The organism is Pseudomonas sp. GW821-FHT02H09 (assembly GCF_059421425.1).
Genome location: NZ_JBWKVA010000002.1, coordinates 355,870 through 368,710 on the forward strand (window position 1 = coordinate 355,870; position 12,841 = coordinate 368,710).

The following is a 12,841-nucleotide window of genomic DNA, read 5'->3' on the forward strand; positions in this document are numbered from 1 at the left end:
GGCTTTGATTCCTCTGTATCAGGAACTTTACCTTCAGCTGACGCGGGCTTTACGCACGCCTTCGGACAGTGCTGAACACAGGCTGAGGACACCGCTGACGGCCTGCTCGGAAGTTGTGGCATTGGCGATCTGGTCGATCAGCGCCGAACCCACCACAACACCGTCAGCCAAGCGAGCGATGGCTGCAGCCTGTTCTGGCGTGCGGATGCCGAAACCGATGCTGATCGGCAGATCGGTATGACGGCGCAACCGCGCAACGGCTTCTTCGACGTGCTCCAGAGTCGCGGAACCTGCACCGGTCACACCAGCCACCGAAACGTAGTAAACGAAGCCGGAACTGCCGTTGAGAACAGTCGGCAGACGCGCATCGTCGGTGGTCGGCGTGGTCAGGCGGATAAAGTCCAGACCGGCGGCCTGGGCCGGGTCGCAGAGTTCGCCGTTATGCTCCGGTGGCAGGTCGACGACGATCAAACCATCGACACCCGCCTCTTTCGCCTCAGCGATAAAGCGCGGCACGCCGTAGTGGTGGATCGGGTTGAAGTAACCCATCAGCACCAGCGGAGTGTCGCTGTTGCCGGCGCGGAACTCGCGGACCATTTGCAGGGTTTTGGCCAGGTTCTGATGGGCCCCCAGCGCACGGATGTTGGCCAGTTGAATCGCCGGGCCATCGGCCATTGGATCGGTGAAGGGCATGCCCAGCTCGATCACGTCGGCGCCGGCGCCCGGCAAGCCTTTGAGGATCGCCAGAGACGTGTCATAGCCCGGATCGCCGGCGGTGACGAAGGTCACCAGGGCGGCGCGGTTCTGTTCTTTGAGTTCGGCAAAGCGTGTTTGCAGGCGGCTCATTAGTGTTTCTCCTGCTGGGACTGTTCCATGTGGTGCATCACGGTTTGCATGTCTTTGTCGCCACGGCCGGAGAGGTTGACCACCATCAGGTGATCTTTGGGCAGGGTTGGCGCGCGTTTGAACACTTCAGCCAGGGCGTGGGCGCTTTCCAGCGCCGGGATGATGCCTTCCAGACGGCAGCATTTGTGGAATGCGTCGAGAGCTTCGTGATCGGTGATCGAGGTGTATTCGACGCGGCCGATGTCATGCAACCAGGCGTGTTCAGGGCCGATACCAGGGTAGTCCAGGCCGGCGGAAATCGAGTGGGCGTCGATGATCTGGCCGTCGTCGTCCTGCAGCAGGAAGGTCCGGTTGCCGTGCAGCACGCCCGGCAGACCGCCGTTCAGGCTGGCGGCGTGTTTGCCGGTTTCGATGCCGTGACCGGCAGCTTCGACACCGATGATTTTCACACTGGTATCATCGAGGAACGGGTGGAACAGGCCCATGGCGTTGGAACCGCCGCCGATGCAGGCCACCAGGCTATCGGGCAGACGGCCTTCTTGTGCCTGGAGCTGGTCGCGGGTTTCCTTGCCTATGACGGCCTGGAAGTCGCGAACCATCGCTGGGTATGGGTGCGGACCGGCCACAGTACCGATCAGGTAGAACGTACTGTCGACGTTTGTCACCCAGTCACGCAGAGCTTCGTTCATCGCGTCTTTGAGGGTACCGGTGCCGGCGACCACCGGGATCACTTCGGCACCCAGCAATTTCATGCGGAACACGTTGGCTTGCTGGCGTTCGATGTCGGTGGTGCCCATGTAGATCACGCAATCGAGGCCGAAGCGTGCGGCCACGGTGGCAGTGGCCACGCCGTGCATGCCGGCGCCGGTTTCGGCGATGATGCGTTTCTTGCCCATGCGCCGGGCCAGGAGGATCTGGCCGATGCAGTTGTTGATCTTGTGCGCGCCGGTGTGGTTGAGCTCTTCACGCTTGAGGTAGATCTTGGCGCCGCCGCAGAATTCGGTCAGGCGCTCGGCGTAATACAGTGGGCTTGGACGGCCGACGTAATCGCGCTGGAAGTAGGCCAGTTCTTCGATAAATGCTGGATCTTCCTTGGCTGCTTCGTATTCGCGGGCCAGGTCGAGGATCAACGGCATCAGGGTTTCGGCCACGTAGCGGCCGCCGAACGCGCCAAACAGGCCGTTGGCATCGGGGCCGCTGCGCAGATTGGATGGGGTCGTAGTCTGGGTCATGGGGCGCTCCATCGAATGGGTGGAAGAACAATGGCGTTCACTCTACCCCTGACGATCCGGGCTGAAAACCGATAAGATCGCCGAAACCTGTCAGGAAAACTCACAGATCACATGAGCCATGACCTTCCCCCGTTGAACGCCCTGCGCGCCTTCGAAGCGACTGCCCGATTGAACAGCGTTAGTCAGGCTGCCGACCAGCTGCACGTTACCCACGGCGCCGTTAGCCGGCAATTGAAGGTGCTCGAAGAGCATCTCGGGGTGAGCCTTTTTATCAAGGATGGGCGCGGCCTTAAACTCACAGATGCCGGTATGCGATTGCGTGACGCCAGCAGCGACGCCTTCGAGCGCCTGCGCACGGTTTGTGCCGAGTTGACTCAAGGCGGTGCTGACGCGCCGTTCGTACTTGGTTGTTCGGGTAGTTTGCTGGCGCGCTGGTTCATTCCGCGTCTGGGGCGATTGAATGCCGATTTGCCGGACCTGCGTTTGCATCTGTCGGCCGGTGAAGGCGATCTCGATCCACGACGGCCGGGGCTGGACGCCTTGCTGGTGTTCGCCGAGCCGCCGTGGCCGGTGGATATGCAGGTGTATACGCTTGCGAGCGAACGCATCGGCCCAGTAATGAGCCCGCTTTTCGCCGGTTATGAGCAGTTACGTCAAGCACCGGCCGAAGCGTTGCAGCGTGAGGCGTTACTGCACACCACTTCCCGCCCGCAAGCCTGGCCCAATTGGGCACGACAAAGCGGCATCGACGTAAAAACGTTGAAGTTCGGTCAGGGGTTCGAGCATTTGTATTATTTGCTGGAAGCCGCGGTGGCAGGCCTTGGGGTGGCGATTGCCCCTGAGCCGTTAGTGGCCGAGGACGTACGAGCCGGTCGCCTGGTTGCGCCGTGGGGCTTTTGTGAAACCCAGGCACAACTGGCGTTGTGGTTACCCAAGCGCGCCGCGGACGGGCGCGCTCGGCAGTTGGCGCAATGGCTCAAGCATGAGCTGCGCCAACCGACTTGAGCAGGCTCTCGATCTCGGCTTCGATGCTGTGCAATGAGGTTTTACGTAATAAGGTGGTGGTCATGATGACGCTCCTGCATTGATGATCAGTGGCGTGTGTTGTTTGGGACTTCAGGGGGGGAAAGAGCAGTAAATCTGAACGTTCTCGTGGGAACGGCCTGCAGAAGAAATAAGAAAAATCACTGCTAGGCTGTATTTCACACCCTAAGGAGAACGCCATGAGTGACCATCACACCTACAAGAAAGTCGAACTGGTTGGCTCTTCCCTCAACAGCATTGAAGACGCCATCAACAACGCTCTGGCTCAGGCCAGTAAAAGCATCAAATTCATGGAATGGTTCGAAGTGATCGAAACCCGTGGGCATATCAAGGACGGCAAGGCAGCACACTTCCAGGTCACTATCAAAGTCGGATTCCGGATTGCCAGTAGCTGAGATTGAGCTAGGCTTCTGAGCCTGTGCGCTGGCCGATTGCCATAGTGAATGGCAAAGCGCCACAGACGTGAGCGCGTCAGCGTCGAACGTTGACGCCTCTTTTTGATCCGACCAGGGAATGTGACCGATGAAGAAATTTATTTTGGCGATAGGTCTGCTGAGCATTGCGGGGACAGCCCTTGCTGCAGGCAAATCGTGCGAAACACTGAAAGGCGAGATTGCGGCGAAACTCGATGCCAGGCACGTTTCTGGCTATTCGCTGGACATCGTTGATAAAGGCGCTGCGGCTGGTGGGAAAGTGGTCGGTAAGTGCGAAAGCGGCAGCAAGGTCATCGTCTACAAGAAGTAGGATTGTTCCCCCCCTTGTAGATGGAAAAGCCGACGCGGTTGCGTCGGCTTTTTTTATTGATTCGCCCCGAATCCTGTTCTCGGCGCTCCATTTGATCCGGTTCAGCCTTTCATGACCTGCGCCAACAATTCGTAGGAATGCAGTCGATCGGCATGCTCGTACAAATCACAGGTGAAAATCAGCTCATCGGCACCTGTCTGTTCGATCAGCACTTCCAGTTTCGCGCGGATTTTCTCCGGGCTACCGACCATCGCCAGACCAAGGAAGCTCGCCACCGCTTCTTTCTCATGGGGCAACCACAGGCCGTCCATGGTTTTCACGGGGGCGCGCTGCACCAGACTTTGGCCGCGCATCAGGGCCAGAATCCGTTGATAGACCGAGGTCGCCAGGTAATCGGCCTGCTCGTCGGTATCCGCGGCCACCAGCGGCACGCCGAGCATCACGTAAGGCTTGTCGAGCACTGCCGAAGGCTTGAAGTGATTACGGTAGACGCGAATGGCTTCGTGCATATAGCGCGGTGCGAAATGCGAGGCGAAGGCGTAGGGCAAACCGCGCTCCCCGGCCAGTTGTGCACTGAACAGACTTGAACCCAGCAGCCAGACCGGCACGTGGGTGCCGGTGCCCGGAACGGCGATCACTTTTTGATCAGGTGTGCGCGGGCCGAGGTATCTCATCAGTTCGGCCACATCTTCGGGGAAGTCGTCGGCGCTGCCGGAGCGTTCACGGCGCAGGGCACGGGCGGTCATCTGGTCGGAACCGGGTGCGCGGCCCAAGCCGAGGTCGATCCGGCCCGGATACAGGCTTTCCAGGGTTCCGAACTGCTCGGCGATGACCAATGGGGCGTGGTTGGGCAGCATCACACCGCCGGAGCCCACGCGAATGGTCGAGGTACCGCCGGCCAGATAACCGAGCAGCACGGAAGTCGCGGAGCTGGCGATACCGTCCATATTGTGGTGTTCGGCGACCCAGAAACGGTTGTAGCCGAATTTCTCGACGTGTTGCGCCAGGTCCAGCGAGTTGCGCAGCGATTGCGCCGGGCTGCCATCCGCGCGGACCGGAACCAGGTCGAGGGTCGAGAACTTGATGTCAGACAGTCGTTTCATAAGCCTGCTTCTCCGTTGGGTGTGCAGGCTTTTGTCACGAGCCAAAACCTGCCGATTTCTATAAGCGTGTTCTATGCAATGTGGGCATATACCCGAGATTCAATAGCAGAGCTGATTTTGCCTGCCAGATAAGCGGTTTGATCCGACAAGGTGAACTCTGCCAGACCTTCTATTCTCAGAACCCTAGTAACGGAAAACCATGAAGGCGCGATCCTTCGCGCTGGATCTTGAGGAGGCACAGATGAGTATCAAAAAGAAAGCATCGGCTCATTGGGTCGGTGATCTGAAGACTGGGCTTGGCTCCATCTCGACCGAAACCGGGGCTCTGAGAAATGCACCTTATGGCTTCAAGGCACGCTTCGAAGGCGGCCCGGGCACCAACCCGGAAGAGCTGATCGGTGCAGCTCATGCGGGTTGTTTCTCCATGGCCTTTTCGATGATTCTCGGCGAGGCCAGCCTCAAAGCCACCAGCATTGATACCAATGCCGAGGTGACGCTGGATCAGGTGGACGGTGGCTTTGCAATTACCGCCGTGCATCTGACGCTCAAGGCGAAAATTCCAGGCGCCAGTCAGCAGCAATTCGACGAGCTGAGCAAAAAAGCCAAAGAAGGTTGCCCGGTGTCGAAGGTGTTGAATGCCAGGATCACGCTCGATGGGACGTTGTTAGACTGATCCAGAAGTCTGGTGTGACGTAAAAGATCGCAGCCTCTGGGCAGCTCCTGTAGGTGCTGCCCAGAGGCTGCGATCTTTTTTGGGTGTCCCCCCGGATTTGAGCCAAATCAGAACTCGGTTTGCGAAACTGTGGTCGAATGGGTGAATGCGGCTTCTGCGTATGACAGTGCGCGCTGCATCAAGGGAGTTGTAACCATGAAACGTTTTGCTTTGGCGATTATCTGTTGCGCGCTGACCACCTCGGCCCTGGCGGCAACGAAGTCTTGTGAAGAGCTCAAGGCCGAGATCGAAGCAAAGATTCAGGCCAACAACGTGGCGTCCTACACGTTGGAGATCGTGAATAATGACGAGGTGCATGATCAGAATATGGTGGTCGGCACCTGCGAAAACGGCACCAGGAAAATCATCTATCAGAAGAACGACCGTTAAGCCCTGTTACGGTACGCAATTGACCATCCGATCTTCTGCCACGATCTCGCCTTTGGCGTTATACAGCCGGGCGCTGGCGTCGAAGGACAGCGAGCGGGCTTCCAGTCGGTAACGCTGGCCCGCCTCGAAGTGGTCGTAGCGCACTGTCAGGTAACAGAGGCGCACCCGCGGTTGTATCATCATGCCTAATTTACCTGCAAATGTTTCGAAATCGAAGCGCACTACCAGTTCATGGCTGCCGGGTGTGACCTGAAAAAAACGCCCGTCGCTCAACCGCTGGTGATCCAGACGCTCGGCCAATATCACCCTGGCGCCGGGGGGCGGGGTGGCGAGGTCGATCCAGGCTTGTTGCGGATCGACACTCGGTAAAGGGCTGGTGCAGGCACTGAGAGTGGTCAGGGCGAGTAAAAGCAAAGACTGGCGCATGATGTCGGCGATTGAGATCAAGATACATTTAGCATAGCTCCGATCAGCTTCGTTGACAGCCTCTGGGGTGTCCTTGACCTACTACCCTCATCTGCTGGTCATAGAGCTTGGCCCATGGCCGGAAGCCGATGTTCCCGGCGTGCAGTTGATAACGTTGACCGGCGTTGAAGTCATTGAATTTCACACTCAACTGACAGTCGCGCCTAAGCCGTTCGGTGTCCGGACCGATATTGGTCGGCTCTACCGAGAATTGGTAACGAACAGTCAACTCATGGCTACCGGGCTGAACTTCGAAATAGCGCTTGTCGGTTGAGGTTTTTCCGTCGACTTTCAGCGCTTGCAGCGTCGTGTCCTGATGAGCTTTGAGATCGATCCAGGCTTGCGCCGGATCAGGGGTGGGCAGTCCAGCACAGCCAGCTAACATCAGCAGGCCACCCGTCAGCATTAACACGCGCATAGCGAAGCTCCAGGAAGGCGAGATAGTCTTGCAGCAGACATTCACGGGATGGTTCGATTTGGATAGGCAGCAGCGTATGAGCCATGGGGTACTCGACCGTCTTTTATGGCTTTTGTTTCCAGGGTTGTTGCTTTTGCTGCTGAACGGTTGTTCCAGCGTCAGTTATTACAGTCAATTGGCCAGCGGTCAGTGGCAGCTACTGCAGGCCCGCGAGCCTGTGGCCAAGGTGATTGCCGACCCTGCTCGTGACCCGAAGCTGCGCGAGCGTCTGGCCCAATCGCAGAAAGCCCGCGACTTCGCCAGTGAGCACTTGCATCTGCCCAATAATAAAAGCTATCGCCTGTACGCCGATATCGGCCGGCCTTATGTGGTGTGGAACGTGTTCGCCACGGCCGAGTTTTCCCTGACGCCGCAACATCATTGTTTCCCGATTGCCGGTTGTGTCGCCTATCGCGGTTATTACAGCCAGGGCGCGGCGCGAGGTGAGGCGGCGTTGCAACGCCAGCAAGGCATGGATGTGTCGATCAGCGGCGTCGAGGCCTATTCGACCCTGGGCTGGTTCAACGATCCGATTATCAATTCGATGATGGGTTGGGGTGATGAGCGATTGGCGACGCTGATCTTCCATGAGTTGGCGCACCAGCGTTTTTATGTGAAGGACGACACGGAGTTCAACGAGTCTTTCGCCAACTTCGTCGAGCAGGAAGGCACTCGCCAGTGGCGTGCGGCCCGCGGGTTGCCGCCAGCCAGCGAGGCTGATGTGCAGCAGCGGGATCAGTTTATCCAGCTGCTTCTGGACACCCGCACACGGCTTGAGCGGCTATATGCATCACCGCTGCCGACCGCGCAGATGCGCCAGCGCAAAGCTGAGGAGTTCGAGCGGTTGCGCCGCGACTATCGACAACTGCGTGACAGCCAATGGGCCGGTGCGAATCGCTACGACGCCTGGATCAACGCGCCAATGAATAACGCTCGGTTGCTGCCCTTCGGACTCTACGATCAGTGGGTGCCGGCGTTTGCGGCGTTGTTAAGGCAGTCGGGTGGGGATTGGGTGAAGTTTTATGGCGAAGTGGAGAAATTGGGCGCTTTGCCGGTTGAGCAGCGCAGGGCGGCGCTGAAATCGTTGGCCGGCTCCAAAATGCCACTGGCAGTACAAAAGCCATCGCGGGCAAGTCGGATCGCCGCACCGCTCGCTCCTACGGGGGCAATCGGCGGCGGTTAGACATCCTGTAGGAGCGAGCTTGCTCGCGATTCGATTTGATTAGCGCTGCAAAAACGCCTGATGCAACTCAGCCAGCGTCTCGAAGTGATAAGCCGGCTGCTCAGCGCTTAATTCTTCACGGCTACCAAAGCCGTAGCCCACAGCTGCCGCATCCAGCCCGTTGCGCCTGGCGCCGATGAGGTCGTGTTTGCGGTCGCCGATCATCAGTGTGTCGCTTGGGTCGAGACCTTCTTCGGCCAGCAGATGGCAGATCAGCTCGACTTTATCGGTACGGGTGCCGTCCAGTTCGCTGCCGTAGATCACTTTGAAGTGCCTGGCGAAATCAAAGTGTCGGGCAATTTCCCGCGCAAACACCCAAGGTTTCGAGGTCGCGATATACAGCTGCCGCCCTTGCCCGCTCAGGGTTTCAAGCAGTGGCGTGACACCGTCAAACACGCGGTTTTCATACAGCCCGGTGACCTTGAAGCGCTCACGATAGAAATTCACCGCCTCCCAGGCCCTGGCCTCGTCGAAGTTATAGAACTGCATGAAAGCCTGCAGCAGCGGCGGGCCGATAAAGTGTTCAAGCCTGGTCAGGTCCGGCTCATCAATGCCCAGTTTGCTCAGCGCGAACTGGATTGAACGTGTAATGCCTTCGCGAGGGTCGGTCAGGGTGCCATCGAGGTCGAACAAAACAGTTTGGTAATGCATGGTGATTCCTGAGTAATAGCGCTAGCCACACAGGCCACTAGGGTCAAGCCTGGTCGTAGCCTTCGGCCAGATGGAGATCCTTGAGCTTCACGTAATTGGCCGCGCTGTAGGTGAAAAAGGCGCGCTCTTTGTCAGTCAGCGGCCGGACCTGTTTGACCGGGCTGCCCACATAGAGAAAACCGCTCTCCAGGCACTTGCCTGGTGGTACCAGACTGCCAGCACCGATGATTACGTCGTCTTCCACCACCGCGCCGTCCATGACAATGCTGCCCATGCCAATCAGGATTCGGCTGCCAACAGTGCAGCCGTGGAGCATCACTTTGTGGGCGATGGTCACGTCATCACCGATCAGCAGAGGGAAACCGTCCGGATTGAAGGGACCTGCGTGAGTGATGTGCAACACGCAGCCGTCCTGCACGCTGGTGCGCTCCCCGATGCGGATGCGGTGCATGTCGCCGCGGATCACCGTCAACGGCCAGATCGAGCTGTCAGCACCGATTTCAACGTCGCCGATGACCACCGCCGAGCAGTCGACAAAAGCCCGCTCGCCCAGTGTAGGCGTGTGGTTCTGGTAGGTGCGAATGGCCAAGTTGCATTCCCTCTGTGACATTTATTAATGGGGTTGATAGCTGCGGTGAGCGTCGATTGTAATTAAGATGGCCCAATGTTTCTTCCAGCCAAGGTGCCAAACCGTGAGCGTGAACAACCCTCTTCTGCAGCCCTACGACCTGCCGCCGTTCTCGGCGATCCGCGCCGAGCATGTGCAACCGGCCATTGAACAGATCCTCGCTGACAACCGCGCCGCTATCGCTGGCATCCTCGTAAATCAGGGCAAACAGCCTACCTGGGCCGGTCTGGTGCTGGCCATGGATGAACTCAACGATCGCCTGGGCTCTGCCTGGAGTCCGGTCAGCCATCTGAATGCCGTATGCAATAGTGCTGAACTGCGCGAGGCTTACGAGTCCTGCCTGCCAGCACTGAGCGCCTACGCCACCGAATTGGGCCAGAACCGCGAATTGTTCGAGGCCTATGAAGCGCTGGTCAACAGCCCGGAAGCGGCCGGTTTCGAGGTCGCGCAAAAAACCATTCTTGAACACGCGCTGCGTGACTTCCGTCTGTCGGGTATCGATTTGCCTGCGCCTGAGCAAAAGCGTTACGCCGAGGTCCAGAGCAAACTGTCCGAGCTGGCCAGCCGTTTCTCTAACCAATTGCTCGATGCCACCCAAGCCTGGACCAAACACATCACTGACGAAGCAGCCCTTGCCGGCCTGACCGATTCGGCCAAGGCGCAAATGGCCGCCGCCGCCCAGGCCAAAGACCTGGAAGGCTGGCTGATCAGCCTGGAATTCCCAAGCTACTTCGCGGTGATGACCTACGCGCATGACCGCGCATTGCGCGAAGAAGTCTACGCCGCTTACTGCACCCGTGCGTCGGACCAAGGCCCGAACGCCGGTCAGAACGATAACAGCCCGGTAATGGAAGAGATCCTCGACCTGCGTCAGGAGCTTGCAAAACTATTGGGTTTCACCAGTTTCTCGGAGCTGAGCCTGGCGACCAAAATGGCCGAGTCCAGCGATCAGGTGCTGAGCTTCCTGCGCGATCTGGCCACGCGCAGCAAACCGTTCGCCGCGCGGGATCTGGAGCAACTGAAGGCTTACGCCGCTGAACAGGGCTGCCCGGATCTACAAAGCTGGGACAGCGGTTTCTACGGCGAAAAACTCCGTGAACAACGTTACAGCGTCGCCCAGGAAGCCCTGCGTGCGTACTTCCCGATCGATAAAGTACTGAGCGGCCTGTTTGCCATCGTCCAGCGTCTGTATGGCATCGAAATCGCCGAGTTGAAAGAATTCGACACGTGGCACCCGGACGTTCGCCTGTTCGAAATCAAGGAAAACGGTGAGCACGTCGGGCGCTTCTTCTTCGATCTGTATGCCCGCGCCAACAAGCGTGGCGGTGCCTGGATGGACGGCGCTCGCGACCGTCGCCGCACTGCTGAAGGCGTGCTGCAAAACCCGGTGGCGAATCTGGTCTGCAACTTCACCCCGGCGGTCGGCGGCAAGCCTGCGCTGCTGACCCACGATGAAGTCACCACTCTGTTCCACGAATTCGGTCACGGTCTGCATCACCTGCTGACCCGCGTCGAATACTCCGGTGTGTCCGGTATCAACGGCGTGGCGTGGGATGCGGTCGAGTTGCCAAGTCAGTTCATGGAAAACTGGTGCTGGGAGCCGGAAGGCCTGGCGCTGATTTCCGGTCATTACGAAACCGGCGAGCCGCTGCCGCAGGACTTGCTGCAAAAAATGCTCGCAGCGAAAAACTTCCAGTCCGGGCTGATGATGGTTCGTCAGTTGGAATTCTCGATGTTCGACTTCGAACTCCACTCCACTCATGGCGACGGCCGCAGCGTGCTGCAAGTGCTCGAACGCGTGCGCGACGAAGTTTCGGTCATGCGTCCGCCGGCCTATAACCGCTTCCCTAACAGCTTTGCGCACATCTTCGCTGGCGGTTACGCGGCGGGTTACTACAGCTACAAATGGGCTGAAGTGCTATCGGCTGATGCATTCTCGAGGTTCGAGGAAGAAGGTGTGTTCAACGCCGACACCGGTCGCGCGTTCCGCGAAGCGATTCTGGCGCGCGGCGGTTCTCAGGAGCCGATGGTGCTGTTCGTCGATTTCCGCGGACGTGCGCCGTCAATTGACGCACTCTTGCGCCACAGCGGTCTGAGTGAGGACGCGGCAGCATGAGTGACAGGCCTGTGAGTAAAACCAAAAAACGCTTCATCGCCGGGGCAGTCTGCCCGGCGTGCAGCGAGCCGGACAAATTGATGATGTGGAGCGAAGACGACGTGCCGCACCGCGAATGCGTGGCCTGCGGTTATAGCGACACGCTCAACGAGCAAGGTCTGTCGGTACCCAAGGAGTTGGGTACGCGGGTCAATACTTCAGCGTTGAAAGTGCCGGATGCCAAGGTGCAGACCGTGCAGTTTTTCCCCAATCCGAAGTTGAAAAAAGACTGACGATCCCCTCAACCTGCCAGTCTCCCACGGGGCTTGGCAGGTTTTCTCGCAGAGTGCTTATTGCGTGTCGGCGGCTTTGAACCAGCTTTTGACCGAGCAGGTGGCGAACACACTGGTACTGCACGCACCGCTGACCAGCGCAGCGCGCAGCTTTTCGATGTCGGCCTTCATCATGTAGCGAATCCCGTCCTTGAAGTGGGTGCTGTCGCCAAAGCCGCCTTGGGTCATTTCGTTCAAGGCGTCCTCCTTGCTCCAGCCCTGCACCACCACCCGGTACATCGCGGCCATCAGACCGGTGCGGTCCGAGCCATGTTTGCAGTGAATCAGTACCGGACCTTTGCTTTCAGCGGACTTGATTGCCCGCAAGGCCCTCAGTACCTCGGCGTCATCGACATGGTTGGTTTTATACGACAGGTGCACCTGGGTGATGCCCGGTGCCGACAACCAGTTGGAGTCGGACTCCGGCAGAAAGTTGATGACCGTCCCGACCTTGAGTTTTTCCAGCGACGGCACCGCTGCGCGATCGGGTAGCGTGCTGCGGTAGAGCGTCGGGGACATCTGGTAGAGGTTGTACTGCGCGTCGACCGGTTGAGCCCATTCGGCGGGGCGGGTCGACTGGGTTTCGTCAGCCTGAACCTGAGCTATCGCAAAGAGCGCCATGAAAGAAAAGCACAGTGCGGGTAAGACGCGGGTTTTCGACATGCGTGAGGGGGCCGTGAATGAGAAATGGGCGAGTGGAATCTAGCGTGGGGCCGAATGGGTCAAAGGCCCGTGAGTGGCTTGTCAAAGAATCGTGAAGTCTGTTGGGACGGCGGGATTATCGAAAACTCTGCAATTTTAAGCTGAATCGATTCATCTTTATGCTTAGCCTGCTACCATTTGTAACTAAAATTTGCTGATGTGCTCTTTTCCTTCGGGTTGAGCTCGACCCACATCGCTGCCCAAAAAAGACAAGCTGC

16 protein-coding genes are annotated in these 12,841 nt (G+C 58.5%); 8 read left to right on the plus strand and 8 right to left on the minus strand.

The window, feature by feature from the left end; translation table 11 throughout:
* Positions 1–33: 33 nt before the first annotated feature.
* Positions 34–846, minus strand: coding sequence for a tryptophan synthase subunit alpha (gene trpA / locus AC07VR_RS04160; RefSeq protein ID WP_495010529.1), 813 nt, complete (start codon positions 844–846; stop codon positions 34–36).
* Positions 846–2,078 (minus strand): tryptophan synthase subunit beta, encoded by a 1,233-nt coding sequence (trpB, locus tag AC07VR_RS04165; protein ID WP_494991094.1) that lies wholly within the window; start codon positions 2,076–2,078, stop codon positions 846–848. Before trpB ends, trpA begins: the two co-directional genes overlap by 1 nt.
* A gap of 111 nt (positions 2,079–2,189) precedes the next feature.
* Between trpB and AC07VR_RS04170 the strand changes: the two genes are divergently transcribed.
* The 3 genes from AC07VR_RS04170 to AC07VR_RS04180 all read left to right on the plus strand — a co-directional run bounded on the left by AC07VR_RS04170 (position 2,190) and on the right by AC07VR_RS04180 (position 3,866).
* A complete protein-coding gene (locus AC07VR_RS04170) occupies positions 2,190–3,083 on the plus strand; it encodes a LysR family transcriptional regulator (protein ID WP_495010530.1) in 894 nt (297 codons plus the stop codon).
* 218 nt (positions 3,084–3,301) lie between these two features.
* The gene (locus tag AC07VR_RS04175) at positions 3,302–3,517 is read left to right on the plus strand and encodes a dodecin (protein ID WP_494991096.1); all 216 of its coding nucleotides are present in this window, start codon (positions 3,302–3,304) and stop codon (positions 3,515–3,517) included.
* Positions 3,518–3,644: 127 nt separating this feature from the next.
* Entirely contained in the window at positions 3,645–3,866 is a 222-nt protein-coding gene (locus tag AC07VR_RS04180; RefSeq protein ID WP_494991097.1) for a DUF1161 domain-containing protein, read from the plus strand.
* Positions 3,867–3,967: 101 nt separating this feature from the next.
* On the opposite strand, the gene AC07VR_RS04185 is transcribed toward AC07VR_RS04180, so the two are convergent.
* Positions 3,968–4,969: an LLM class flavin-dependent oxidoreductase gene (locus AC07VR_RS04185; protein ID WP_494991098.1), complete on the minus strand. Its 1,002-nt coding sequence runs from the start codon at positions 4,967–4,969 to the stop codon at positions 3,968–3,970.
* Positions 4,970–5,210: 241 nt separating this feature from the next.
* Here AC07VR_RS04185 and AC07VR_RS04190 point away from each other — a divergent pair, with 241 nt between their 5' ends.
* A complete protein-coding gene (locus AC07VR_RS04190) occupies positions 5,211–5,642 on the plus strand; it encodes an OsmC family protein (protein ID WP_495010531.1) in 432 nt (143 codons plus the stop codon).
* 195 nt (positions 5,643–5,837) lie between these two features.
* Positions 5,838–6,071, plus strand: a complete 234-nt coding sequence (locus AC07VR_RS04195) for a DUF1161 domain-containing protein (RefSeq protein WP_494991100.1) — start codon at positions 5,838–5,840, stop codon at positions 6,069–6,071.
* A gap of 6 nt (positions 6,072–6,077) precedes the next feature.
* Here the strand turns inward: AC07VR_RS04195 and AC07VR_RS04200 are convergent, their stop codons facing one another.
* Together AC07VR_RS04200 and AC07VR_RS04205 are read right to left on the minus strand one after the other, a co-directional pair.
* Entirely contained in the window at positions 6,078–6,497 is a 420-nt protein-coding gene (locus AC07VR_RS04200) for a PA0061/PA0062 family lipoprotein (protein WP_495010532.1), read from the minus strand.
* Positions 6,498–6,540: 43 nt separating this feature from the next.
* Positions 6,541–6,954 carry a PA0061/PA0062 family lipoprotein gene (locus AC07VR_RS04205; protein ID WP_495010533.1) on the minus strand — a complete coding sequence of 138 codons (414 nt, stop codon included), beginning with the start codon at positions 6,952–6,954 and terminating at the stop codon, positions 6,541–6,543.
* Between the two features lie 76 nt (positions 6,955–7,030).
* Between AC07VR_RS04205 and AC07VR_RS04210 the strand changes: the two genes are divergently transcribed.
* Positions 7,031–8,176, plus strand: coding sequence for an aminopeptidase (locus tag AC07VR_RS04210; RefSeq protein WP_495010534.1), 1,146 nt, complete (start codon positions 7,031–7,033; stop codon positions 8,174–8,176).
* A 39-nt stretch (positions 8,177–8,215) separates the two neighbouring features.
* On the opposite strand, the gene AC07VR_RS04215 is transcribed toward AC07VR_RS04210, so the two are convergent.
* Together AC07VR_RS04215 and AC07VR_RS04220 are read right to left on the minus strand one after the other, a co-directional pair.
* Positions 8,216–8,866, minus strand: coding sequence for an HAD family hydrolase (locus AC07VR_RS04215; RefSeq protein ID WP_495010535.1), 651 nt, complete (start codon positions 8,864–8,866; stop codon positions 8,216–8,218).
* 43 nt (positions 8,867–8,909) lie between these two features.
* Positions 8,910–9,455 carry a gamma carbonic anhydrase family protein gene (locus tag AC07VR_RS04220; protein WP_494991106.1) on the minus strand — a complete coding sequence of 182 codons (546 nt, stop codon included), beginning with the start codon at positions 9,453–9,455 and terminating at the stop codon, positions 8,910–8,912.
* Between the two features lie 67 nt (positions 9,456–9,522).
* Between AC07VR_RS04220 and prlC the strand changes: the two genes are divergently transcribed.
* Both prlC and AC07VR_RS04230 read left to right on the plus strand, forming a co-directional pair.
* Entirely contained in the window at positions 9,523–11,610 is a 2,088-nt protein-coding gene (prlC, locus tag AC07VR_RS04225) for an oligopeptidase A (protein ID WP_495010536.1), read from the plus strand.
* The gene (locus AC07VR_RS04230; protein ID WP_494991108.1) at positions 11,607–11,882 is read left to right on the plus strand and encodes a YheV family putative zinc ribbon protein; all 276 of its coding nucleotides are present in this window, start codon (positions 11,607–11,609) and stop codon (positions 11,880–11,882) included. Before prlC ends, AC07VR_RS04230 begins: the two co-directional genes overlap by 4 nt.
* A gap of 57 nt (positions 11,883–11,939) precedes the next feature.
* Here AC07VR_RS04230 and AC07VR_RS04235 read toward each other — a convergent pair whose 3' ends face one another.
* Complete coding sequence (locus AC07VR_RS04235) at positions 11,940–12,584, minus strand: dual specificity protein phosphatase family protein (protein ID WP_494991109.1); 645 nt, start codon at positions 12,582–12,584, stop codon at positions 11,940–11,942.
* Between the last annotated feature and the right edge of the window lie 257 nt (positions 12,585–12,841).